The sequence below is a fragment of the Pseudomonas sp. S5D5 genome (genome assembly GCF_003013355.1).
GTDB lineage: Bacteria > Pseudomonadota > Gammaproteobacteria > Pseudomonadales > Pseudomonadaceae > Aquipseudomonas > Aquipseudomonas aylmerensis.
In genome coordinates this window covers 1,122,951-1,146,923 of the sequence record NZ_PTEO01000001.1, presented here as the reverse complement: position 1 = coordinate 1,146,923, position 23,973 = coordinate 1,122,951, and the positions used below count along the sequence as shown (strand labels likewise).

Annotated in this window: 27 protein-coding genes; 11 read left to right on the top strand and 16 right to left on the bottom strand. The window is 61.5% G+C overall.

Translation table 11 applies throughout. The features are described 5' to 3' along the window. The first annotated feature begins 50 nt into the window (after nt 1–50). Nucleotides 51–1,250 (top strand): CaiB/BaiF CoA-transferase family protein, encoded by a 1,200-nt coding sequence (locus C9990_RS05460; protein WP_065908710.1) that lies wholly within the window; start codon nt 51–53, stop codon nt 1,248–1,250. Next, nucleotides 1,250–2,134 (top strand): TIGR02285 family protein, encoded by an 885-nt coding sequence (locus C9990_RS05455; RefSeq protein ID WP_106802709.1) that lies wholly within the window; start codon nt 1,250–1,252, stop codon nt 2,132–2,134. Before C9990_RS05460 ends, C9990_RS05455 begins: the two co-directional genes overlap by 1 nt. A 171-nt stretch (nt 2,135–2,305) precedes the next feature. Here C9990_RS05455 and C9990_RS05450 read toward each other — a convergent pair whose 3' ends face one another. Next, nucleotides 2,306–2,590 carry a DUF3509 domain-containing protein gene (locus C9990_RS05450; protein WP_106802708.1) on the bottom strand — a complete coding sequence of 95 codons (285 nt, stop codon included), beginning with the start codon at nt 2,588–2,590 and terminating at the stop codon, nt 2,306–2,308. 312 nt (nt 2,591–2,902) lie between these two features. Between C9990_RS05450 and C9990_RS05445 the strand changes: the two genes are divergently transcribed. Next, on the top strand, nt 2,903–3,124 hold the full coding sequence (locus C9990_RS05445) for a hypothetical protein (RefSeq protein WP_106802707.1): 222 nt from the start codon (nt 2,903–2,905) through the stop codon (nt 3,122–3,124). Between the two features lie 82 nt (nt 3,125–3,206). On the opposite strand, the gene thrC is transcribed toward C9990_RS05445, so the two are convergent. The 10 genes from thrC to ffh form a co-directional block, all read right to left on the bottom strand. Then, complete coding sequence (gene thrC / locus C9990_RS05440) at nt 3,207–4,616, bottom strand: threonine synthase (RefSeq protein ID WP_106802706.1); 1,410 nt, start codon at nt 4,614–4,616, stop codon at nt 3,207–3,209. Between the two features lie 103 nt (nt 4,617–4,719). Then, a complete protein-coding gene (locus C9990_RS05435; RefSeq protein ID WP_106802705.1) occupies nt 4,720–6,024 on the bottom strand; it encodes a homoserine dehydrogenase in 1,305 nt (434 codons plus the stop codon). A gap of 129 nt (nt 6,025–6,153) precedes the next feature. Then, a complete protein-coding gene (locus C9990_RS05430; RefSeq protein WP_064053737.1) occupies nt 6,154–6,885 on the bottom strand; it encodes a thioredoxin fold domain-containing protein in 732 nt (243 codons plus the stop codon). Nucleotides 6,886–7,026: 141 nt separating this feature from the next. Continuing rightward, nucleotides 7,027–7,923: a site-specific tyrosine recombinase XerD gene (gene xerD, locus C9990_RS05425; RefSeq protein ID WP_065908700.1), complete on the bottom strand. Its 897-nt coding sequence runs from the start codon at nt 7,921–7,923 to the stop codon at nt 7,027–7,029. Nucleotides 7,924–8,067: 144 nt separating this feature from the next. Continuing rightward, entirely contained in the window at nt 8,068–8,481 is a 414-nt protein-coding gene (locus C9990_RS05420) for an acyl-CoA thioesterase (protein WP_003193963.1), read from the bottom strand. Nucleotides 8,482–8,562: 81 nt separating this feature from the next. Next, nucleotides 8,563–8,913 (bottom strand): 50S ribosomal protein L19, encoded by a 351-nt coding sequence (gene rplS, locus C9990_RS05415; protein ID WP_003175895.1) that lies wholly within the window; start codon nt 8,911–8,913, stop codon nt 8,563–8,565. Nucleotides 8,914–8,958: 45 nt separating this feature from the next. Beyond that, nucleotides 8,959–9,732, bottom strand: coding sequence for a tRNA (guanosine(37)-N1)-methyltransferase TrmD (gene trmD / locus C9990_RS05410; protein ID WP_177343966.1), 774 nt, complete (start codon nt 9,730–9,732; stop codon nt 8,959–8,961). Continuing rightward, nucleotides 9,714–10,250, bottom strand: a complete 537-nt coding sequence (gene rimM, locus C9990_RS05405) for a ribosome maturation factor RimM (protein ID WP_003175898.1) — start codon at nt 10,248–10,250, stop codon at nt 9,714–9,716. Before rimM ends, trmD begins: the two co-directional genes overlap by 19 nt. 5 nt (nt 10,251–10,255) lie before the next feature. Continuing rightward, a complete protein-coding gene (gene rpsP / locus C9990_RS05400) occupies nt 10,256–10,507 on the bottom strand; it encodes a 30S ribosomal protein S16 (protein ID WP_016971935.1) in 252 nt (83 codons plus the stop codon). 251 nt (nt 10,508–10,758) lie between these two features. Beyond that, on the bottom strand, nt 10,759–12,135 hold the full coding sequence (ffh, locus tag C9990_RS05395; protein ID WP_003193965.1) for a signal recognition particle protein: 1,377 nt from the start codon (nt 12,133–12,135) through the stop codon (nt 10,759–10,761). Between the two features lie 234 nt (nt 12,136–12,369). Between ffh and C9990_RS05390 the strand changes: the two genes are divergently transcribed. The 3 genes from C9990_RS05390 to C9990_RS05380 all read left to right on the top strand — a co-directional run bounded on the left by C9990_RS05390 (nt 12,370) and on the right by C9990_RS05380 (nt 16,111). Next, on the top strand, nt 12,370–13,182 hold the full coding sequence (locus C9990_RS05390; RefSeq protein ID WP_065908699.1) for an inner membrane protein YpjD: 813 nt from the start codon (nt 12,370–12,372) through the stop codon (nt 13,180–13,182). Between the two features lie 12 nt (nt 13,183–13,194). Next, nucleotides 13,195–14,433 (top strand): transporter associated domain-containing protein, encoded by a 1,239-nt coding sequence (locus C9990_RS05385; RefSeq protein WP_106802704.1) that lies wholly within the window; start codon nt 13,195–13,197, stop codon nt 14,431–14,433. A 367-nt stretch (nt 14,434–14,800) separates the two neighbouring features. After that, on the top strand, nt 14,801–16,111 hold the full coding sequence (locus C9990_RS05380) for an MFS transporter (RefSeq protein ID WP_106802703.1): 1,311 nt from the start codon (nt 14,801–14,803) through the stop codon (nt 16,109–16,111). A 126-nt stretch (nt 16,112–16,237) separates the two neighbouring features. On the opposite strand, the gene purT is transcribed toward C9990_RS05380, so the two are convergent. The 5 genes from purT to C9990_RS05355 all read right to left on the bottom strand — a co-directional run bounded on the left by purT (nt 16,238) and on the right by C9990_RS05355 (nt 19,583). Beyond that, complete coding sequence (gene purT / locus C9990_RS05375) at nt 16,238–17,419, bottom strand: formate-dependent phosphoribosylglycinamide formyltransferase (RefSeq protein ID WP_078050076.1); 1,182 nt, start codon at nt 17,417–17,419, stop codon at nt 16,238–16,240. Nucleotides 17,420–17,488: 69 nt separating this feature from the next. After that, nucleotides 17,489–17,956, bottom strand: coding sequence for a preQ0 transporter (locus tag C9990_RS05370; protein WP_065908691.1), 468 nt, complete (start codon nt 17,954–17,956; stop codon nt 17,489–17,491). Nucleotides 17,957–18,208: 252 nt separating this feature from the next. Then, nucleotides 18,209–18,424, bottom strand: coding sequence for a DUF1289 domain-containing protein (locus C9990_RS05365; protein WP_106802702.1), 216 nt, complete (start codon nt 18,422–18,424; stop codon nt 18,209–18,211). Next, nucleotides 18,421–18,945 (bottom strand): gamma carbonic anhydrase family protein, encoded by a 525-nt coding sequence (locus tag C9990_RS05360; RefSeq protein ID WP_065908687.1) that lies wholly within the window; start codon nt 18,943–18,945, stop codon nt 18,421–18,423. Before C9990_RS05360 ends, C9990_RS05365 begins: the two co-directional genes overlap by 4 nt. Before the next feature lie 35 nt (nt 18,946–18,980). Further along, entirely contained in the window at nt 18,981–19,583 is a 603-nt protein-coding gene (locus C9990_RS05355; RefSeq protein WP_016971944.1) for a CoA pyrophosphatase, read from the bottom strand. A 146-nt stretch (nt 19,584–19,729) separates the two neighbouring features. Between C9990_RS05355 and C9990_RS05350 the strand changes: the two genes are divergently transcribed. The 5 genes from C9990_RS05350 (at nt 19,730) to C9990_RS05330 (ending at nt 23,961) form a co-directional block, all read left to right on the top strand. Continuing rightward, nucleotides 19,730–20,278: an NUDIX hydrolase gene (locus C9990_RS05350; RefSeq protein ID WP_065908685.1), complete on the top strand. Its 549-nt coding sequence runs from the start codon at nt 19,730–19,732 to the stop codon at nt 20,276–20,278. 37 nt (nt 20,279–20,315) lie between these two features. Next, nucleotides 20,316–20,819, top strand: coding sequence for a murein L,D-transpeptidase family protein (locus tag C9990_RS05345; protein ID WP_065908683.1), 504 nt, complete (start codon nt 20,316–20,318; stop codon nt 20,817–20,819). 263 nt (nt 20,820–21,082) lie between these two features. Next, nucleotides 21,083–21,841 carry a GntR family transcriptional regulator gene (locus C9990_RS05340; RefSeq protein WP_065908681.1) on the top strand — a complete coding sequence of 253 codons (759 nt, stop codon included), beginning with the start codon at nt 21,083–21,085 and terminating at the stop codon, nt 21,839–21,841. A gap of 10 nt (nt 21,842–21,851) precedes the next feature. Then, a complete protein-coding gene (nagA, locus tag C9990_RS05335; protein ID WP_065908679.1) occupies nt 21,852–22,958 on the top strand; it encodes an N-acetylglucosamine-6-phosphate deacetylase in 1,107 nt (368 codons plus the stop codon). Then, complete coding sequence (locus C9990_RS05330; RefSeq protein ID WP_106802701.1) at nt 22,939–23,961, top strand: SIS domain-containing protein; 1,023 nt, start codon at nt 22,939–22,941, stop codon at nt 23,959–23,961. The genes nagA and C9990_RS05330 overlap by 20 nt, the downstream gene beginning before the upstream one ends. Nucleotides 23,962–23,973: the final 12 nt, after the last annotated feature.

The window sequence follows — 23,973 nt, the reverse complement described above, 5'->3', positions numbered from 1 at the left end:
GCCTATGTTAAAAGGCTTCACACCACCGCCCCGCGCAGAAAAGGATCCTCATGTCGTTTAATGCCAAACCGCTTGCCGGCCTGAAAGTCATCGAACTCGGCACCCTGATCGCCGGCCCGTTCGCCTCACGCATCTGCGCCGAATTCGGTGCCGAGGTGATCAAGGTGGAATCGCCGGATGGCGGTGACCCGCTGCGCAAGTGGCGCAAGCTGTATGAAGGCACGTCACTGTGGTGGTTTGTGCAGGCGCGCAACAAGAAGTCGCTGACGCTGAACCTCAAGCACCCGGACGGCCTGGCGATCCTGAAGCAGCTGCTGGCCGATGCCGACATCCTGATCGAGAATTTTCGCCCCGGCGTGCTGGAAAAACTCGGCCTGGGCTGGGAAACCCTGCATGCACTCAATCCCAAGCTGGTCATGGTGCGCCTCTCGGGCTTTGGCCAGACCGGACCGATGAAGGACCAGCCAGGTTTCGGCGCGGTGGGCGAATCCATGGGCGGGCTGCGCTACATCACCGGTTTCGAGGACCGCCCACCGGTGCGCACCGGGATCTCCATCGGCGACTCCATCGCTGCGCTGTGGGCCGTGATCGGAGCGCTGATGGCGCTGCGTCATCGCGAAGTCAACGGCGGCCTGGGCCAGGTGGTCGACGTGGCGCTGTACGAAGCCATCTTCGCGATGATGGAAAGCATGATCCCCGAGTTCGATGTGTTCGGCTTTATTCGCGAACGTACCGGCAACATCATGCCCGGCATCACTCCATCGTCGATCCACACCAGCGCGGACGGCAAGCACGTGCAGATTGGCGCCAACGGCGATGCGATCTTCAAGCGCTTCATGTCGGCCATCGGTCGCGAAGACCTGGCCAACGATCCTGCACTTGCCAGCAACGACGGGCGGGACAGCCGCCGCGACGAGCTGTATGGCGTGATCGACCGCTGGGTCAACGCGCTGCCCCTGGAGCAGGTGGTGGAGCAGTTGAATCAGGCCGAGGTGCCCGCCAGCCGTATCTACAGTGCCGAAGACATGCTCGGCGACCCGCAATTCCTGGCCCGGGAGATGTTCCTCAAGGCCCAGCTCCCGGGCGGCAAGGACTTCAAGATGCCCGGGATCGTGCCCAAGCTGTCGGACACGCCGGGCAGTTGCGAATGGGTAGGGCCACAGTTGGGCGAACACAACGGCGTGGTGCTGGGTGAGCTGGGATACGACGCCGCTGCCATCGTCCGCTTGCGTGAGGAAGGCGCAATCTAATGGCGTCCCGGTGCAAACGCTGGCTCTTGAAACTGGGCGTCGCCACCCTGATGGCCGGCGGCTGGCTCTCGTCAGCGCGGGCCGAAGACACGCTGATCTGGCTGCTGCGCGATTTGCCGCCGCTGACCATTTTCGAAGGACCGAGCAAAGGCCAGGGCGCATTGGACCAGTTGCTGCCAATCCTGGCCGTGCGTCTGCCGGAGTATCGTCACCAGGTGCTGCACGTCAACCGCGCGCGCGGCACGCAAATGTTGCGCGAACCCTCGTTCACCTGTGACCCCTCGTTGCTGTGGACGCCGGAGCGGGCCAAGTACGTGGTGTTTTCTCGCCAGGCGTTTGCAGTGCCCAGCAACGGCGTGACGATCCGGCGCAGCCAGCAGGACGCCATGGCGTCGTTTATCGTAGACGGCCAGTTCGACCTGCAAGCATTTCTCGATGCTCACAGGACGCGGGTGGGCGCCACGGCGGAGCGCAGCTACGGGCCAATCATCGATGAGCAACTCAAACACGTCGACGCGCACAAACTCGCCCTCCACTACGGCAACGACGCCCTCGGCAGCTTGTTGCAAATGCAGCGCCTCGGACGGTTGGAGGCGGTATTGGGTTATTGGCCGGAAATCCGCTATCACGCACTGCAACAGGGGATTGCGTCCAACGACCTGAGTTTCTATCCGATCAAAGGCACAGCGCCCTACCAACGTACGCATATCGCGTGCTCGGATACGCCCCTGGGGCGCCAGGCCATCGAACGGATCGACCAAGTGCTGCTCGACATCCCCCAGGAACGCGTGCAGCAGTCCTACGCCGCGTGGCTGGATCCGCTCATGCGCGAGCAGTACCTGCGCGACAACCCGCGGTTTTTCCAGGATTCACCCGTGCCGTGACAAATCGCGGGCAAAAAGAAACCCCGAAGAGTGGGGAGACACTTCGGGGTTAAACGTGGCCTTACAAAGACCAGTACAACAAGGCACAAACACCGGAGCACAATGTTTGCTCTTGCTGTTACAAAATCTGACAGGCCCTGCAGTCGGAAGTTTCCGCGTATAAACAATTCTTCATGCGACAGCAGCGCCGCGGGTCTGGGCAGCATTGCGCAAGGCCGCGATAACCGAGGGCTCCAGACGCCCTTCGGCGATCTTGAGGTCGCGCAGCAGGCAATCCACAACATCCACCAGCACGCGTTTATCCATCAATTGCGCCTGGTCGACTTCACGCTCGACCACAATCGCGCCAGCAGGGTTTTTCACCGTCACCAGGCATTCGCCCTGCACGCCAGAGGTGGTCAGCGTAACCAGATAAGGGCTCAGTGCTTCTTCGAGCAATAGGCTGATACTTTCCATCTCGATCACCACTCAATAGTTCGGGAACAATCGTTTCAACGGGAGCTGCATCTATCCTAAGTGACTGGTTGTGACGTAGGAAAGTTCGCTTTTTCGTCTTTATGGGGCCGTCAGGGAGTGACGAGGACCAGCATGCGCCAGCAACATGACAACGAAAAAACGGCGGCACATAAGTGCTTACGCAATGGGCTGCCGTTTTGGGGTTCGCCGGGCGCGCAGGTCGGGGGTGAATCCTATACTCGGTGAGCGCTGGTCACTCTGCCACGCGGGTAAAAGCGCATGTAAAGGCCCTTATTGCGAAGGATGAAGACGATGATGGAAAACAATGAACAGCAGGCAGCAATGGAAAGAATGCATGCCGATGTCCGGCGCATCTATGCCGAAATATCACGCATGCAGGCTGAGCAAGACAAGCTCAAATCAGAATCCCTGAAGATAAACTGCGAGACTTTCTGGTACCCAATGGGTGTCGCCATGGCAGTCGTTGCGACGATCGCGTCGATCACCGGAGCGGCGATTAAATTACTTATATAGCCAGCACGCTGTCGGGCCTGCCATAAAAAAACGCCGCTGACCCAAGGATGGGAAAGCGGCGTTTTTGTCTGCGCAGTTCGCCTTACAAAGGCTTGCCGCGATTGCCATGCTGGCTGACAAACGCCTGCACAGCCTTCAGGTCATTGGCCAATACGGTGCAACGCTCTTCACGCTCGAACAGGTTAGCCAAGTGCTCCGGCAGCTCCAGCGCCTTGCCTACGCCCGCCTTCTCCACCGCTTCGGGGAATTTGACCGGGTGCGCAGTGCCGAGGATCACCATCGGGATGTCCAGGCTGCGACGGCATTCGCGGGCGGCCTTCACGCCGATGGCGGTGTGCGGGTCAAGCACCTCGCCGGTCTGGGCGTAGACTTCGGCGATGGTCTCGCAGGTTTGTTCATCATCCACGGCCAGGGAGTCGAACAGCTTGCGGGTTTCGGTCCAGCGCTCTTGTTCGACGCTGAAACCGCCACCTTGCTTGAAGCTGTTCATCAACTCGGCCAGGGCCGCGCCATTGCGACCGTGCATATCGAACAGCAAGCGTTCGAAGTTCGACGAAACCATGATGTCCATTGACGGCGACAGGGTCGCGTGCAGGGTTTCCTTGACGTACTGGTTGCCGCTCATGAAGCGGTGCAGGATGTCGTTGCGGTTGGTGGCGACGATCAACTGGTTGATCGGCAGGCCCATGTTGCGGGCCAGGTAGCCGGCGAAGATATCGCCGAAGTTACCGGTCGGCACCGAGAACGACACCGAGCGCGCCGGACCGCCCAGCTGCAGGGCAGCGTGGAAGTAGTAGACGATCTGGGCCATGATCCGCGCCCAATTGATCGAGTTCACCGCCACCAGGCGCGTGCCCTTGAGGAAGCTCTGGTCGGCAAAGCTGTTCTTGACCATTTCCTGGCAGTCATCGAAGTTGCCTTCGATGGCGATGTTGTGGATGTTCTCGCCGAAGATGGTGGTCATCTGCCGGCGCTGTACTTCCGACACACGCTTGTGCGGGTGCAGGATGAAGATGTCGACGTTTTCGCAGTGCTTGCAACCTTCGATGGCGGCCGAGCCGGTATCACCAGAGGTGGCGCCGATGATCACCACGCGCTCGCCACGCTTCTCCAGCACGTAGTCCAGCAGGCGACCGAGCAGCTGCAGGGCGAAGTCCTTGAACGCCAGGGTCGGGCCGTGGAACAGCTCCAGCACCCACTCGTTGCCGCTCAGTTGACGCAACGGCGCGATGGCGCTGTGGGAAAACACGCCGTAGGTCTCTTCCAGGATCTTCTTGAAGTCGGCATCCGGAATGCTGCCGGTGACGAACGGGCGCATCACCCGGAACGCCAGCTCGTGGTACGGCAGGCCGGCCCACGAAGCGATTTCTTCCTGGGTGAAGCGTGGCAGGTTTTCCGGCACGTACAGGCCGCCGTCGGTGGCAAGGCCTGCCAGCAGGACGTCTTCGAAATTCAGGGCCGGTGCCTGGCCGCGGGTGCTGATGTAACGCATAGGGGCAAACCTTCGGTTTGGGCTGCAAGCTTCAAGTGACAAGCTGCAAGTAACAGCAGATCTGCTTTTACTTGCAGCTTGCAGCTTGGCGCTTGCAGCTGAATTAATTTAGATGTTCGACGCGAATACGAACGACCGGCCCAACCACGCCCTGAAGAGCTTCGAGAGCCCGGATGGCATCGTTGATGTGCTGCTCGAGCACGCGGTGGGTCAGCAGGATCATCGGCACCAGGCCATCCTGTTCCTCGACTTCCTTCTGCATGATCGACTCGATGTTGATACCGCGCTCCGACAGGATGCTGGCCACCTGGGCCAACACACCCGGATGATCCTTGGCCTGGATCCGCAGGTAGTAGGCGCTTTCGCACGCCTCGATCGGCAGGATCGGATGGGCCGACAGCGAATCCGGCTGGAAGGCCAGGTGCGGCACGCGGTTTTCCGGATCACTGGTCATGGCGCGAACTACGTCCACCAGGTCGGCGATCACCGACGAAGCGGTTGGCTCCATGCCGGCACCGGCACCGTAGAACAGCGTCGAACCGGCGGCGTCACCGTTGACCATCACGGCATTCATCACGCCATTGACGTTGGCGATCAGGCGGTCAGCCGGGATCAGCGTCGGGTGCACACGCAGCTCGATACCGGCCGGAGTGCTGCGCGCCACGCCCAGGTGCTTGATGCGATAGCCCAGGGCTTCGGCGTAGTTCACGTCGGCAGTCGTCAGCTGGGTGATGCCTTCGGTGTAGGCCTTGTCGAACTGCAGCGGGATACCAAAGGCGATGGACGCCAGGATGGTCAGCTTGTGCGCCGCGTCGATACCTTCCACGTCAAAGGTCGGGTCGGCTTCGGCATAACCCAGGGCCTGGGCCTCGGCCAGCACGTCTTCGAAGGTACGGCCCTTCTCGCGCATCTCGGTCAGGATGAAGTTGCCAGTGCCATTGATGATGCCGGCCACCCAGTTGATGCGGTTGGCGGACAGGCCTTCACGGATCGCCTTGATCACCGGGATACCACCGGCCACGGCGGCTTCGAACGCCACGATCACGCCCTTCTCGCGCGCCTTGGCGAAGATCTCGTTGCCGTGCACGGCGATCAGCGCCTTGTTGGCGGTGACCACATGCTTGCCGTTCTCGATGGCCTTGAGCACCAGCTCGCGGGCCACGGTGTAGCCGCCTACCAGCTCGATGACGATATCGATTTCAGGGTTGGTGGCCACGGCGAAGACATCGTTGGTAATCGCAATACCGGTCGTTTGGAACTGAGGCTTTGGCGAACGCGTGGCAATTTGCGCCACTTCAATCCCGCGACCTGCACGGCGGGAAATTTCCTCAGCGTTACGCTGAAGTACGTTAAAGGTGCCGCCACCGACGGTCCCTAACCCACAGATGCCTACTTTGACCGGTTTCACTGAAGAACTCCCCATGAAACGGCCGACGCTAGGTCGGCCGTGGAAAACAGCCGCACAACTGCGGCTTTCAATTAACGACCCGTCGACTGGTCGAAGGGCCTTGCTCGTCAAAGGTTCGACGATGCAGGTTTATTTGGCACTCAGCGCCAGTTTGGCAACTTGTGGCGCCGGCTGGTAGCCCGGAATTACCTGGCCGTCTGCCAAAACGATGGCCGGTGTACCGTTCACGCCAATGGACTGGCCAAGAGCGAACTGCTTGGAAACCGGGTTGGCACATTTGGCCGCCTTGATTTCCTTGCCATCGACCATCTTGTCCATGGCCGCTTTCTTGTCGGCCGAGCACCACACGGCTTGCAGCTGCTCGTCACCCGGCGAGCCGAGGCCCTGGCGCGGGAACGCTACATAGCGCACTTCCACACCGAGCTTGTTCAGCGCCGGCACTTCGGCGTGCAGCTTGTGGCAGTAAGGGCATGTGGTGTCGGTGAACACGGTGATATGGGTCTTGGTCTCGCCGATGGCCGGGTAAACCACGGTTTCAGCCACCGGAATGCCGTTGATCAGCTTGGACACGCCCAGGCGCTCGGCCTTCTCGGTCAGGTTGACCGGCTTGCCGTCCTTCAACTGGAACAGGTAGCCCTGGACGATGTACTGGCCGTCGGCGCTGGCGTACAGCACACGGCTGCCCTTGAGCTTGACTTCGTACAGGCCGGCCATCGGGCTGGCGCTGATGCTTTCGATCGGGGTGTCGAGCTGCAGGTTGGCCAGGCTCTTGCGAATCGTTTGCTCGGCAGCGTCATCGGCGACAACAAAAGTGGAAACCAACGCAATGGCTGCGGCGGCAATAATCTGGGTCAAGCGCATGGGAACTCCTGAAGGCAGATGCAGGGACGGGAGCAGAACACCGATATGGAAACTCGGGCTGTGGCCGTCCCCTTTGCTAACCGGCAAAGCCTACCACAGTTGGGCCGCAGGGCAGCCCGTGGCAGGATAAATTGGCGGTTTTCAACCGCGCGGGTGGTGCTTGGCGTGCATATCCTGCAAGCGTGCACGCGCCACGTGGGTGTAGATCTGGGTGGTGGACAGGTCACTGTGCCCGAGCAACATTTGCACCACGCGTAAATCGGCGCCGTGATTGAGCAAATGCGTGGCGAACGCATGGCGCAGGGTGTGCGGCGAAAGCGCCTTGCCGATCCCGGCCACCTTGGCCTGGTGCTTGATGCGGTGCCAGAAGGTCTGGCGGGTCATCTGCTCGCCCCGCTGGCTGGGAAACAGCACATCGCTGGGGCGCCCGCCGAGCAATTCACTGCGCCCATCGCGCATGTAGCGCTCGACCCACACGATCGCCTCTTCGCCCATCGGCACCAGCCGCTCCTTGCTGCCCTTGCCCATCACGCGCAGCACGCCCTGGCGCAGGTTGACCTGCTCCAGGGTCAGGCTGATCAACTCGGTCACCCGCAGGCCGCAGGCGTACAGCACCTCCAGCATGGCGCGGTCGCGCTGGCCGATGGCTTCGCTCAAGTCGGGGGCGGCGAGCAAGGCATCCACGTCCGCTTCCGACAGGGATTTGGGCAATGGCCTGCCGAGCTGTGGCATATCGATCTGCAGGGTCGGGTCGACGGCAATCAGTTTTTCCCGCAGCAAATAACGATAAAAGCCACGCACGCCGGAAAGAAATCGCGCGGTGGAGCGCGGCTTGTAGTTCTGCTCAAGGCGCCAGGCCAGGTGATCGAGGATCAGCTCGCGGCCGGCGTTGATCAGTTCGAGGTTTTTGTCCTGCAGCCAGCCATTGAACAGCGCGAGATCGCTGCGATAAGCCTGGCGCGTGTTGTCGGACAGGCCTTTTTCCAGCCACAGGGCGTCGAGGAAGCGGTCGATCAGGGGGTGGTCAATGGCGGGCATGAGGGCTCGGACGCTGAAAAAGTAGGTAGATGCTACCCTAGCTGCGCGCTCTGTAGGAGCCGCCTTGCCGGCGATGAGGCCCGCAACGGCACCGCAGTCCTTGAGGCCGCCAGTGCCGGCAAGCCGGCTCCTACGGGGAGTGTTTCAGTCCACGAAACCTGGAAGTACCGGCACCGGGCGCTTGTCGGCGTCAATCGCCACAAAGCTGAACACGCCCTGGATCGCCTTCTCACGGCCATCGGCACTCATGCTCTCGACGAACACTTCGACTTCAACCTTGAGGCTGGTGTTGCCGACTTTGATCACGCGGCCGATCAGCTCCACGATGGAGCCGGCCGGGATGGCGTGATTGAAGTCGATGCGGTCGGTGGAAACCGTGACCAGCGGCAGGCGGCAGAAGCGCGTTGCGGTGATGAACGAGACTTCATCCATCCAGGCCAGGGCGGTGCCGCCGAACAGCGTGTTGTGGTGGTTGGTGGTCGGCGGGAACACGGCCTTGGTCACGTGGGTGACGGACAGGTCGGTGCGGCGCTGGATTTCTTCAAGGCGAGTGGTCATGGAAAGTACCGGCAGATGGACAAATTTCAGGCACAAAAAAGCAGCCCGTAGGCTGCTTTTTTCTGCATCGGGAAGCTGGACTTAAGCCAGTTTTTCCTTGATGCGAGCTGCTTTACCGGACAGGTCACGCAGGTAGTACAGCTTGGCTTTACGTACGTCACCGCGACGCTTGACGGCCATGCTGTCGATTTGCGGGCTGTAGGTCTGGAAAGTACGCTCTACGCCAACACCGTTGGAGATTTTACGAACAGTGAAAGCACTGTTCACACCACGGTTACGCTTGGCGATTACCACGCCTTCGAACGCTTGCAGACGCGAACGGTCGCCTTCCTTCACTTTCACCTGAACGACAATGGTGTCGCCCGGGGCAAAGGTAGGGATCTCTTTGGTCATCTGCTCTGCTTCGAGTGCAAGGATGATTTTGTTAGTCATGCTGTGCTCCTAAGGTAAGTCAATGGACCTACCATCGATACGTTGTTAACTATCGTCCCGCGCGAGGATGTATTCCTCGAGCAGCTTCTTCTCTTCTCCAGAAAGCGAGCGGCTTTCCAGAAGATCGGCGCGTCGTTCATAGGTCCGACCAAGGGACTGCTGTAAACGCCAACGCCGGATGTGTGCGTGATTGCCACTTAGCAATACGTCGGGAACACGCTGATCCGCATACACCTCCGGTCGGGTGTAGTGCGGGCAATCCAGCAAACCATCCGTGAAGGAATCTTCCTCCGCGGAGTCCGCATGCCCTAAAGCTCCAGGCAGCAGTCGTGTAACCGCATCTATCAGGACCATCGCCGGCAGCTCGCCGCCAGACAGGACATAGTCCCCAATCGACCACTCTTCATCGACATGAGCTTCAATAAACCGCTCGTCAATGCCTTCATAGCGACCGGCAATCAGGATCAGTGCTTCCTCATTCGCCAGTTCGCGTACCGCAGCCTGTTTCAGCTGGCGGCCTTGAGGGGACAGGTAAATTACCTTCGCCTTCTCCCCGGCAGCTGCCTTGGCCTCAACCAACGCGTCTTCCAGGGGCTTGATCTTCATCACCATGCCCGGGCCACCGCCAAATGGGCGATCGTCCACAGTGTGATGTCGATCCGTCGTGTAGTCTCGCGGGTTCCAACAGGTAAGCTGCAACAGCCCCTGTTTCACCGCCCGACTGGTGATGCCGTACTCGCTGATGGCGGAAAACATCTCGGGAAACAAACTGATCACTTCAATGCGCAAATTAGCCACGCTTAGAAGTCCGCGTCCCATTCCACCTTCATCTCGCCCGCTGCCAGGTCGACGGCCAACACGCATTGCTCGGTATACGGCAACAGGCGTTCGCGATCATCCAGGCTGCCAGCGCAAGGCTTGACCACCATTACATCATTGGCGCCGGTTTCCAGAAGATGATCGATTTTCCCGAGCAATTGCCCCAGTTGATCGATGACCTTCAGACCTTCCAGCTGGTACCAGTAGTACTCGCCGTCGGTCAATTCAGGGAACAGGTTGCGCGGCACGCAGATCTCATAACCAGCCAGAAGACGAGCTTCTTCACGATCATCAAGACCCTTGAGCTTTGCGACCAGGAACTTGTCGCTCCCGCGTCCACTGACCAGCTCGACCTGTTTCACACTCCCTTCGCGCTTGAGCGTCCAGGTTTTGTACTGAAGCAGGTTTTCAGTCGGATCAGTAAAGGAATACACCTTCACTTCGCCGCGAACGCCATGAACCGAATAAATCTTGCCGATAACGATCAAATCATCAGCAACAGCTGGCGTCGCGTTCATATTGCTCAGGCTGCGGCCTTAGCCGAGTCCTTCAACAACTTGGCAACACGCTCAGAAGGCTGTGCACCAACGCTCAGCCAGTAGGCTACGCGCTCTTGGTTCACGGACAGGCGGACTTCTTGACCACGAGCGATCGGGTTGTAGAAGCCAACTTGTTCCTTGTGAGAGCCGTCACGTGGGTTGCGGCTGTCAGTTACGGTCAAGTGGTAAAACGGGCGCTTTTTGGAGCCGCCAAGGGCAAGACGGATTGTTAGCATGTGAACATCGTTCCTGTAGTCGGTGCTGCAAATCTAAATGCACAGCGGGCATAGGTGCCCGAAAGGCCGCATATTCTAAGGAATATCCGGACTTTTGCAAATGTCTTTTTCTGGCGCCTATCAGCGTGCCACTCAGATCTGCTATAGAGCCGTCGGTTAAAACGGCGAGTCAGCATCCGCCAATGGCGGGTTTGCTGGAGATCCCACATCCCTGTGGGTCGGAGCAGGAGCTGGGCTCCCGCGCGAATTCTTTACATCTTTGGCATGCCGCCGCCGGGCAACATACCGCCCATGCCGCGCATCATCTTGGCCATTCCGCCTTTCGCGGAGAATTTCTTCATCATCTTCTGCATCTGCTTGTGCTGCTTGATCAAGCGACCGATGTCCTGCACCTGGGTGCCGGAGCCCATGGCGATCCGACGCTTGCGCGAACCGCTGATCAGCTCAGGGTCGCGGCGCTCGGCCGGGGTCATGGAGTTGATGATGGCTTCCATCTGCTTGAACTGCTTTTCTGCCGCACCCTGGGCATTGCCCATTTGCGCCAGGTTCACGCCGCCGATGTTCGGCAGTTTGTCCATCAGGCCGCCGAGGCCGCCCATGTTCTTCATTTGTTGCAGCTGGTCGCGGAAGTCTTCGAGGTCGAAGCCCTTGCCCTTCTTCAGCTTTTTGGCCAGTTTGTCGGCCTTGTCCTTGTCGAGCGTGGCTTCGGCCTGTTCGATCAGGCTGAGCACGTCACCCATGCCGAGGATGCGCGAGGCGATACGCTCAGGGTGGAACGGCTCGAGCGCTTCGCTCTTCTCGCCCATACCGATGAACTTGATCGGCTTGCCGGTGATGGCACGCACCGACAGCGCGGCACCGCCACGCGCGTCGCCGTCGACCTTGGTCAGGATCACGCCGGTCAGCGGCAGTGCGTCGCCAAAGGCCTTGGCGGTGTTGGCCGCGTCCTGGCCGGTCATGGCGTCGACCACGAACAGCGTCTCGACCGGGTTGATCGCGGCATGCAGCGCCTTGATCTCGCCCATCATCTCTTCATCGATGTGCAGGCGACCGGCGGTATCGACGATAACCACGTCGATAAACTTCAGCTTGGCTTCTTTAATTGCCGCGTTGGCAATGTCGACCGGCTTCTGGCTCAGGTCGGACGGGAAGAAGGTCACGCCCACTTCGCCTGCGAGCATTTCCAGCTGCTTGATGGCCGCCGGACGGTACACGTCGGCCGATACCACCATCACCGACTTCTTCTTGCGCTCTTTAAGGAAGCGCGCCAGCTTGCCGGCGGTGGTGGTTTTACCCGCCCCCTGCAGACCGGCCATCAATACGACGGCCGGCGGCACGGCGCTGAGGTTCAGGTCTTCGTTGGCCGCGCCCATCAGGCTTTCGAGTTCGGCCTGGACAATCTTCACGAAGGCCTGGCCCGGCGTCAGGCTGCGGGACACTTCGGTGCCGACCGCACGTTCCTTGACCGAGTTGACGAAGTCCTTCACCACCGGCAAGGCCACGTCGGCTTCCAGCAACGCCATGCGCACTTCACGCAGGGTGTCTTTAATATTGTCCTCGGTCAGCTTGGCCTTGCCGGTAACGTGGCGCAGCGTCTGCGAGAGACGGTCAGTCAGGTTTTCAAACATGCGCGATCCTTTCAGGCCCTATTCATCGAAATGCATTGGTAGACCGAGGTAATGGCAGCCCAGGCTGTGGTAAATCGCTATTAAAAACAGCGCTCGGCGAGCCTGCGGCGTGGGCAGGTCGCGGATTATAGCGAAGACTGCGTCCATGCACACCCGCTGTCTGGCCCGGGAGTCTTTCGTGGAACGCAGGTGTATGCCAAACTCAGCGCCTTTCGGGCTTGTCTATCAGGATTTATGGTCCCCTTGTCACCCAGTTTGCTACCCAGCCTCGCCGCCGCCCTCTTGTATGCCGCTGCGACCCTCTATCAGGGCACTCGCCTCGCCCAAGGCACCAAGGCCGACAAACGCCTGCTGGTCGGCCTGGGCGTCCTTGCCCTGCTGGCCCATGCCGCGAGCCTGTTCACCCACCTGATGACGCCGGTCGGCCTGGGCCTGGATTTTTTCAGCGCCGCCAGCCTGATCGCTGCTGCGGTGATCGCGCTGACCTTGATGGCCTGCTATCGGATCCCCGTCGAAAACCTGCTGGTGCTGTTATTCCCGCTGGGCGTGCTGACTGTGCTGCTGGCGCAATTCGCCCCCACCGGCACTGTGCAGGTGATCGATGAAGAACCGGGCATCCTCGCGCATATCCTGCTGTCGATCCTCGCCTACGGCATGTTCACCATTGCGGTGTTCCAGGCCCTGCTCCTGCTGCTGCAGGACCACCAGCTCAAGCACAAGCACCCGTCCGGGCTGATCAAGAACTTCCCGCCGCTGCAGACCATGGAAAGCCTGTTGTTCGGCTTTCTCTGGGCTGGCTGGACGCTGCTGTCGCTGTCGCTGATTTCCGGCTGGCTGTTCGTCGAAAACCTGTTCGCCCAGCACCTGGTGCACAAGACCCTTCTGGCGTGCCTGGCCTGGGTGGTGTTCAGCGTGTTGCTGTGGGGCCGCAACCGCCTCGGCTGGCGTGGGCACAAAGCGATTCGCTGGACCCTGGCCGGTTTCTGCCTGCTGATGCTGGCCTATTTCGGCAGCAAGCTGGTCCGCGAATACATCCTGCATATCTGACGGGCTGCAATCATGGACAACTTGCCCCTGGAGCCGATGTTCGCGGTAATCGCCCTGCTGGTGTTATGGGCGGCGCTGTTTACTGCCATCGAAGCCGCGCAACAGCACCTGCTGGCCCTGCGCCCCGGCACACGCCAGGGTGACAAGGCCGCCGCCCGCCTGAGTTTCCCCCGTCATAGCCTGATCCTGTGCAACAGCCTGTGCCGCGCCGCGGTGGTGATTCTGTGCACCCTGCTGGCAATTTATGCCTGGGCACAGAACGGCCCGTGGCTCGGCTGGCTGATCTCCTGCGCCCTGTTGCTGATCCTCGCCGACTACCTGCCGCGCGCGCTCGCCACCCGCCATCCGCAGGCGGTGCTGGGCTTTGGCAACACGCTGCTGGGCATACCGTTGAAAATCCTCTATCCGCTGGCCTGGCTGCTCAATGGCATCAGCCTGTTGCTGCTGCGCCCGTTCGCGCGCAAGACCGGCGTGGTGAAAAAAAGCGACGAACCGCTGCCCGACCACGACGACGAGCCGGAACCGGACGCCGACGAAAGCCGTACCCCCGGCATGCCAGGCATCCACGCCCTGGACAACATTACCGTCAATGACATCCTGGTGCCGCGCAGCGAAGTGGACGGCATCAACCTGGATGACTCGATCGAAGCCATCATCGAACAACTGCGCACTTCGCAGCGCACCCGCCTGCCGGTGTTCCACAGTGATATCAACCAGGTCGAAGCGGTGCTCAATACTCGGCAGATCCAGCACCTGCTGCCCGACGCCAGCCTGACCAAGGAAGCCCTGCTCGCCGCCTGCCACGAGCCCTACTTCGTCCCTGAAAGCACGCCGCTGCAGCTGCAACTGCTGAACTTCCACAAACAGCAGCGACGCCTGGGCATGGTCGTGGATGAATACGGCGAAGTGCTGGGGATCGTCACCCTGGAAGATATCCTCGAAGAAATCGTCGGCGAATTCGAAAGCGATCAGGCCGCAGACAACCCGCACATCGAAGCGCAGCCCGATGGCCGCTACATCATCGACGGCGCCGCCTCGATCCGCGAGCTGAACAAGAGCCTGGGCTGGCACCTGCCCAGCGATGGCCCCAAGACCCTCAACGGCCTGGTGACCGAAGCGCTGGAGACCATCCCGGATTGCGCGGTCTGCCTGAAAATCGGGCGCTACCGCCTGGAAATCCTCGAGACCGAGGACAACCGTGTGAGCAAAGTGCTGATCTGGCACACCAGCCGCGTGCCCGTCGCCGCCTAGCTTTTCGGCACCGCGTATTCCAATGTGGGAGCGGGCTTGCTCGCGAAAGCGGTGGATTAGTCAGCCCATCTTTAACTGACCCACCGCTTTCGCGAGCAAGCCCGCTCCCACAGTTGATTTGCAGCGTTTGATAGATCGTGACTGAGCCTCTTGTTGGATCCGCAAACCCCTTCCTATAATCGGTGCGGCTTACCCAAGCCCTGCCCGACCGCGTGCTACCCGCACACAGCGCGTCCAGGCACCGTTCTATCGTGTCTGACCGGTGTTCGCTCCCATCCCGAGCCGCCCCGCGCACTGCCCTGATCCATGGGTGTTCGACCAATAATAATCCGCGTCCAAACGCGCAATGACCATCAGGGATACTTCAATGAGCACCGCCTATAACGAGGCCGCAACCGCCGCCCCGACCAACTCGACCGCCCGCGTCGCCACCGCGAGCATCGTCGGCACGGCCATCGAGTTCTACGATTTCTATATTTACGCCACCGCCGCCGCGCTGGTGATCGGCCCGGTATTCTTTCCGCAGAGCTCCGGCACTGCGCAGATGCTGGCGTCGTTCCTGACCTTCGGCATTGCCTTCATCGCCCGCCCGCTGGGCTCGGCGCTGTTCGGACACTTTGGCGACCGTATCGGGCGCAAATCCACGTTGGTTGCCTCGCTCCTGCTCATGGGCGTGTGCACCACGTTGATCGGTTTGTTGCCCGGCTATGACAGCATCGGCGCCTGGGCACCGATCCTGTTGTGTGTGCTGCGTTTCGGCCAAGGCCTGGGGCTCGGCGGGGAATGGGGCGGTGCGGCGTTGCTGGCGACTGAAAACGCACCGAAAGGCAAGCGCGCCTGGTTCGGCATGTTTCCGCAACTGGGCCCGTCGATTGGGTTTCTCGCGGCCAACGGTTTGTTCCTGATCCTGGCCATGAACCTCAGCGACGAGCAGTTCCGCAGCTGGGGCTGGCGGATCCCGTTCATCCTCAGCGCCGCGCTGGTGATGGTTGGCCTGTACGCGCGCCTGAAGCTGCATGAAACCCCGGTATTCGCCAATGCCGTCGCCAAGGAAGCGCCGGTGAAAGTGCCGTTAGTGGAACTGTTCAGCCAGCACTGGCTGCCGGTCCTGCTGGGCGCCGCCTCGATGGTGGTGTGCTATGCGCTGTTCTACATCACCACGGCGTTTTCCCTCAGCTACGGCGTATCCACCCTGGGCTACAGCCGCGAGACGTTCCTGGGCCTGCTGTGTTTTGCCGTGCTGTTCATGGGCCTCGCCACACCGTTGGCAGCCTTGGCCAGTGACCGCTACGGGCGCAAGCCGGTGCTGATCGTCGGCGCGATCCTGGCGATTCTGTCGGGCTTTACCATGGAGCCGCTGCTCACCCACGGCTCGACCTGGGCGGTTGCGCTGTTCCTGGCGTTGGAGCTGTTCCTGATGGGTGTGACCTTCGCCCCGATGGGCGCGATGCTGCCGGAATTGTTCCCGACGCGCGTGCGTTATACCGGTGCTTCGGCGGCGTACAACCTGGGTGGGATTGTCGGAGCGTCGGCCGCACCGTTCTTCGCGACCAAGCTGGTGGCCATGGGTGGGCTGAGTTATGTCGGTGGGTATGTGTCGGCGGCAGCGTTGCTCAGCCTGATTGCTGTGCTGTGCCTGAAAGAGACGCGTAACAATGATTTGAACAAGGTCGCCTGATGACGATCATTCCCACGCTCTGCGTGGGAATGCATCCGCTGACGCCCTGCGTCACGCCCTTAAGAGCGGACGCGGGGCTTCCAGCGCGGCGTTCCCACGCAGAGCGCGGGAACGCTCAGCGTGGGATTACAGCTCTACAACAACAGCCTTCGAAGCACGGGTAGCTTTAGCCCGGGCCGCCTCAATCGACTCATCTCGCGCCAACGCCACGCCCATGCGGCGCTGACCATTTACTTCCGGCTTGCCAAACAGACGCAACGCCGTGTCCGGCTCGCTCAAGGCTGCGCCCAGGTTGGCAAATGCCGTCTGGGTCGATTGCCCTTCCACCAGGATCACTGCCGACGCCGAAGGGCCGAACTGACGGATCAATGGAATCGGCAGGCCAAGAATGGCGCGCGCGTGCAGGGCGAACTGCGACAGGTCCTGGGAAATCAGGGTCACCAGGCCAGTGTCATGCGGGCGCGGCGAAACTTCGCTGAACCATACCTGGTCGCCCTTGATGAACAATTCCACGCCAAACAGACCACGGCCACCCAGCGCCTCGGTCACGGCTTTGGCAACCCGCTCGGATTCCGCCAGGGCAATCGGGCTCATGGCCTGTGGCTGCCAGGATTCCTGGTAGTCGCCCTTCTCCTGACGGTGACCGACCGGCGCGCAGAAGGTGGTGCCACCGACGTGACGCACGGTCAGCAGAGTGATTTCGTAGTCGAAGTCGATAAAGCCCTCGATGATCACCCGGCCTTTACCGGCACGCCCGCCTTCCTGGGCGTAGTCCCAGGCTTTCTGCACGTCGTCGACGCTGCGCAACAGGCTCTGGCCCTTGCCCGACGAACTCATCACCGGCTTGACCACGCACGGGAAGCCCAGGTCCTGGACGGCCTTGCTGTAGTCTTCGAACGTGTCGGCGAAGTGATACGGCGAGGTCGGCAGGTCCAGCTCTTCGGCGGCCAGGCGACGGATGCCTTCGCGGTTCATGGTCAGCGAGGTGGCCCGTGCGGTCGGGATCACGGTGAAGCCTTCGGCCTCCAATTCCACCAGGGTGGCGGTGGCAATGGCTTCGATTTCCGGCACGATGAAGTGCGGTTTTTCCGCTTCGATCACCGCACGCAGGGCCGCGCCGTCGAGCATGTTGATCACGTGGCTGCGATGCGCCACCTGCATGGCCGGCGCGTTGGCGTAGCGATCCACGGCAATCACTTCAACGCCCAGGCGTTGCAGTTCGATTACCACTTCCTTGCCCAGCTCACCGCAGCCACACAGCAAAACGCGGGTCGCGGTTGGCGACAATGGAGTTCCGATTCGGGTCATCTCAGGTCCTCAGGGGAGCGGATCATTTGGAGAAAGGCCGGCATTTTACATGAACTGTAAAAATTGGCCTCAGTTGGCGACGGCCCGCTTGCGCACACGCCAGGCCATGATCAACCACACCGCCGTGACTCCGGCGAACTTCGACACCAGCGCGGTGCCTGCCACGGCGGGTGTGAGCGCGCCGATCAGGCCGAAGAAGATAAACGTATCGAGGGGAATGCTCAGCGCCGAACTTATCCACAGGCGGTCATGCAGCGGGCGCTTGGTGATGCTGAATACCAGCCAGTCGATGCACTCCGACACCGCGAACGCCGTGGCGCTGGCCAGGGCGATGGAGGGATCGGAGGTGATATACGACAGTACCAGCGCCGCCAGCATGGCGATGATCGCACCATGGCCGAAGCGGGTCTGCACCATGTCGCGCAGGACAAACACCAGGCCACCCCAGGCCGACCAGATGACGTCCAGGTGTGGGGCGGTGGAGAAGGCGAAGTTGATCAGCACGACGCTGCTGATGTAGGCGATCAGGAAGAACATGGGGCGCGGGACCTGTAAATAATGCGCACAGGGTAATGCACCACACACTTTGTGGCGAGCGGGCTTGCCCCGCGTTGGGGTGCGCAGCAGCCCTGAAACCTGCACCGCGGTTCGTCTGATGTAACGCGGCGCGCCTATTGGGGCTGCTGCGCAGCCCAACGCGGGGCAAGCCCGCTCGCCACAAGAAGCCCGCTCACCACAAGAAGCTCGTTCGTCGCAACAGTCCACAGCGCAGAGGCCACCGCAAACACTTCAGCCGCCGGACTTCCCCGGGAGCATCCACACCAACCCACTCGCCTTCGCCCGCTCATGGCACAACCCCAGCACCACCCGGCGCTCGACGTTGTCCATGCGGCTCCAGCGCGTGATTTCATCCACGGTGCGCTGGCAGCCGGTGCAGATGTCGTCGTCATCCAGCGCGCAAATGCTCACGCACGGCGAGGCGACGGGGCGTTCTATCGGGTTCATGCGTCCTGCTCGGCCAGGTCTCGCGCGTAACGCTGCGCGTTATGCACATAGTGCGCGGCGCTGGCTTCGAGCATGCGCTTCTGGGCGTCGGTGAGTTCACGCACCACCTTGCCCGGCGAGCCCATCACCAGCGAGCCATCGGGAATTTCCTTGCCTTCGCCGATCAGCGAATTGGCGCCGATGATGCAGTGCTTGCCGATCTTGGCGCCGTTGAGGATCACCGCATTGATGCCGATCAGGCTGTAGTCGTCGACGGTGCAGCCGTGCAGCATGGCGTTATGGCCGATGGTCACGCCGGTGCCCAGGGTCAACGGGTAGCCCATGTCGGTGTGCATCACGCTGCCGTCCTGCACGTTGCTGTTCTTGCCGATCAGGATCAGTTCGTTGTCGCCGCGCAATACCGCGTTGAACCAGACGTTGGCGCCCTCCTCCAGCTTGACCTTGCCCACCAGCGTGGCATTCGGGGCCACCCAGCTGTGTGGGTGCGTCTCGACGCGGGCATCGCCCAGGCGGTATTTCATGGTGTGTCCTCACGGCTGGCCATTCAAGCGATGGCTTAGATATTGATGAAGCTCTTGGGTGGCTGGTGCAGGCTGATCTTGGCGTCGTCATAGAGCAGATTGATCAGCTCCACGATCATGATCGCCGTCAGCCCCCAGATCTTGTATTCGCCGAACCGATAGCTGGGCACATACCAACTGCGGCCCTGGTAATCGATTCTGTGGGTATGTTCGCGCGGGTCCTGTCGGAAAAAGTCCAACGGCACGCTGAAAACGGCAGCAATCTCGGCATCGTTGGCCAGGTATTCAACGTAATCGGGGATAACCCCTACATAGGGCGTGACCCGAATGCCATGCAGGGAAATCAGCGGGCTCAGCGGGCCGATCACCTCGACCAGGCCGGGCGGCAGGCCGATTTCTTCTTCGGCTTCACGCAAGGCGGTGAAGATCAGGTCCGGGTCTTCAGGGTCGCGACGCCCGCCGGGAAAGGCCACTTCGCCACCGTGGGTCGACAGGCCGCTGGCGCGCAGGGTCAGGATCAGCTCAGGTTCGTCACTGCGGGTAATCGGCACCAGCACCGCGGCCTCGGGGAAACGCCCGTCAGTCTCCAGCGTATGGGGTGTGTGATTGCTTACCCGGCGAAGTAGCTCGTCCAGCATGAGTCATCTCGGTCTGTTGGCTACCTTGCATCATGCACCAAAGCGTGCGGGTGCCCAACCCCAAAACCCGCGCGGTGTCGCTAAACGACAACTTGCAGGGCCCTGCCGGCCACGCCAAGATAGACGCACTTTCCAGGAACCCCAGCATGAACTTCTGCAGCCAGTGCGGTAAACCGGTTACCCAACGCATTCCCGAAGGCGACGCACGCCTGCGTTTTGTGTGTGATCACTGCTCGACCATTCACTACCAGAACCCCAATATCGTCGCCGGCACCGTACCGGTGTGGGGCGATAAGGTGCTGCTGTGCCGCCGCGCCATCGAGCCGCGCCTGGGGTACTGGACCCTGCCGGCCGGCTTCATGGAAAACGGCGAGACCGTGGAACAGGCGGCCATGCGCGAAACCCTCGAAGAAGCCTGCGCCCGTGTGCGCAACCTGAGCATCTACACGCTGATCGACGTGCCGCACATCAGCCAGGTGCATATCTTCTACCGCGCCGAACTGGTTGACCTGGACTTCGCCGCCGGCCCCGAAAGCCTTGAAGTGCAGTTGTTCGACGAAGCCGACATCCCTTGGTCCGAGCTGGCTTTCCGCACGGTCGGGCGTACCTTAGAATGCTTTTTCGCTGACCGCCGCCAACAGGCGTTCCCGGTGCGCAGCGAGTCTGTGCCACCGCTGTCAAAGCCCGCCCAATAACCATCCGGCAGATCGTCGCCCAAGGGATACCGTTTCAATGCGTTGGTTGCTTGCTCTGATCTGCCTGTCGTTCGCTACGCTGTGCTGCGCCTCCACCCTGGAAACCCTGGACGGCAAACCTGTCGAAAAAGTCCTGGTGCTCAAATCCGCCCATCAGTTGCAACTGATCAACGACGGCAAGCCCCTCAAGACCTACCGCATCTCGCTCGGCAAAAACCCCAAGGGCACCAAGTTGTTCGAAGGCGACCGCCGCACGCCCGAAGGCTTCTACTGGATCGACTGGCGCAAGACCAGCGACCGCTTCAACCTGGCCATGCACATTTCCTACCCCAATATCAGCGACTCGGCCCGCGCCCGCCGCGAGGGCGTGAAGCCCGGCAGCATGATCATGATCCACGGCACGCCCGACAGCGAAGACTACCCCGAGCAGTGGTTCCACACCCTGGACTGGACCGACGGCTGCATCGGCATGCGCAACGTCGACATGCGCGAAGTCTGGAACCTGGTCAAGGACGGCACCATGATCGAGATTCGGCCGTAATCCTCGACCGCCGGTAAAATAATTCGAAAATAATTCCTGCCCTGCGCAGCCCCCTGCCGGTGAATACCAGTTCACCGAGCGGGCTGTGCACTTCTGCGCGCCCTAAAGACCTCTCTAATACCACTTGATACCACGCACCCTTAAGGCGCCCTGAAACCGGCACTTGCACCGTTTTGGCAGCATTGACATGGTATTTAAGTGGTATTAGCTTCCGGCCAATACCGGGCGACAACACTCCAATAACCGCATCGGAAACCTTAACGATGAACCCCATCCTGACGCTGCGTCCCGACGACAAACAATCCACGCCGCTGTACCTGCAACTGGCGCGCAACCTGGAAGCGGCGATTCACGCCGGCCAGTGGAAATCCGAGCAGGCGTTGCCCTCGGAGCGTGCCCTCAGCGAGCAGTTGAGCATTTCGCGGGTCACCGCCCGCAAGGCGCTGGAAGTGCTGTTTACCCAAGGCCTGATTCGCCGCAGCCAGGGCTCCGGCACGTTTATCACGCCACGCCTGGAACAGCCGCTGTCGCGCCTGTCGGGCTTCAGCGAGATGTTGCGCCTCAAGGGGTTTGTGCCCACCTCACAGTGGCTGGAGCGCGACATCACCCCGCCGACCCACGAAGAACTGATCCGCCTGGGCCTGTCGCCGACCGACAAGGTCGCGCGGCTCAAACGCCTGCGCAAGGCCGATGACACGGTCATGGCGATTGAGATGACGGCAATGCCCGCCTCCGTACTGCCGCAGCCGCAGGCCATCGGCAACTCGTTGTACGAATACCTCGAAGGCATCGGCAAACCCGTCGTCCGCGCCTTGCAACACATCCAGGCGATCAACGCCTCGGACGAGTTCGCCAAGCTGGTGGGCATCGCCCCCGGCACCGCCATGCTGCTGATGACCCGGGTCGGCTACACCGCCGACAACACGCCGATCGAAATCACCGACACCTACTGCCGCAATGACTACTACGACTTTGTCGCAGAGCTGCGCCGCTATGACTTTGCCGCCGAGCTGCGGCCTTAGAGAACTGCCCATGTCCGAAGACAATATCCTCACGCCCCACGGCTGGATGCGCGGCCGCCTGGTGCACGAGCACGGCAAGGTCACCGCCATTGAAGGCGTGCCTTGCGACCCTGCCGACAACGAACTGCCCTACCTGCTGCCGGGCTTTATCGACCTGCATGTGCACGGCGGTGGCGGCAAGGACATCATGGAAGGTGCCGACGCCTTCGAGACCATCACCCGCACCCACGTGCGCTTTGGCACCACCTCGCTGCTGGCCACCACCATGACCGCACCGGTGGATGAAATCTCCAGCGTGCTCGGTCAGCTCGGCACCTTCTGCGAGCAGCGTCCTACAGGCAGCGCCCGTGTCCTCGGTGTGCACCTGGAAGGGCCCTACATCAATCCCGGAAAACTCGGCGCACAACCCAACTTCGCCCACACCGCATTGATGGAAGAAGTGGAAGCCTACCTGCGCCTGGCGCCGATCCGGGTGATCACCATCGCCCCGGAAATCGCCGGGCATGACGGCCTGATCCGTGCCCTCAGCCAACGCGGGGTGCGCATGCAGATCGGCCACACGCTGGGCAGCTACGAAGAAGGCGTCGCCGCCCTCGCCGCCGGCGCCACCAGTTTCACGCATCTGTATAACGCCATGAGCCCGCTGCATCACCGCGAGCCGGGCATCGTCGGCGCCGCGCTGGCACACGCGCAATATGCCGAACTGATCCCGGACTTGCTGCACGTGCACCCCGGTGCCATGCGCGTCGCCCTGCGTTCGATCCCATGCCTGTACTGCGTCACCGACTCCACCGCCGCCGCCGGCATGCCAGATGGCGAATACAAGCTGGGCAGCCACACCGTGACCAAGTGCCTGGGCGGCGTACGCCTGGCCGACGGCACCCTGGCGGGGAGCACCCTGACCATGGACCAGGCGCTGCGCAACCTGGTGAAGATCGGCCTGCCTATCAGCGAAGCCTCACAACGCCTGTCGCAATTTCCTGCGGACTATCTGGGCCTGGAAGAACGCGGCCGCCTGCAACCCGGCAGCTTCGCCGACTGCGTACGCCTGGACCGCTCCCTGCACCTCACCGACGTCATGGTCGAAGGAGAAACCATTGTCTTCAAAAATGCTTGAAGAGGCCCTGGCCTCCCGCGATGCCGTTGCGGCGCAACTGCAACGCCTGGACCCGCTGCTGGAAGAAATCGCCGGCCGCCTGCGTCGCCAGCCGCCGCAAGTAGCGATGACCATCGCGCGCGGCAGTTCGGACCACGCCGCCAGTTACTTCGCCTACCTGGCCATGCAGCACGTGGGCATCCCGGTGGCATCGTTGCCGATGTCGGTGGTGACCCTGTTGCAGGCGCCCTTGAAAGTCAGCGGCCAGGTGGCGTTCGGCTTCTCGCAATCGGGGCAAAGTCCGGACCTGGTCAACAGCCTGCGCCTGCTGCGCAAGCGGGGAGCCTTGAGCATTTCGCTGGTGAACGCCGAAGACTCGCCGCTGGAGGCTGCGTGTAAATTCCACGTGCCGCTGTGCGCCGGGCCGGAACTGAGTGTCGCCGCGACCAAAAGCTTTATCGCCACCCTCAGCGCCAGCGCGCAGTTGATTGGCCACTGGAACCAGGAAGCCGATTTGCTCCAGGCCTGCCGCGCCCTGCCCGAAGGCCTGAGCGAAGCCGCCGGGCAGGATTGGCGCCCCGCCATCGACGCCCTGCGCGACTGCCAGCAATTGATGGTGATCGGCCGTGGCGCCGGGTTTGCCATCGCCCAGGAGGCCGCGCTCAAGCTCAAGGAAACCTCGGCGATCCAGGCCGAAGCCTTCAGCAGCGCCGAAGTGCGCCACGGGCCGATGGCCTTGATCGATGAAGACTACCCCTTGCTGGTATTCGCCCCACGCGGCGCCGAGCAGGCCGGCCTGTTGAGCCTGGCCGTCGACATGCGCCAGCGCGGCGCCCGCGTGCTGTTGGCCGCACCGGACGATATCGCCGAGCGTGACCTGACCTTGAGCCGCGCCGAACACCCGAGCCTGGACCCGATCCTGGCGATCCAGAGCTTTTACGTGATGGCCGCCGGCCTGGCTGAAGCGCGGGGCATGGACCCGGACCAGCCGCGTCACCTGAGCAAAGTTACCCGCACTCACTGAGTCGCGTTTTCC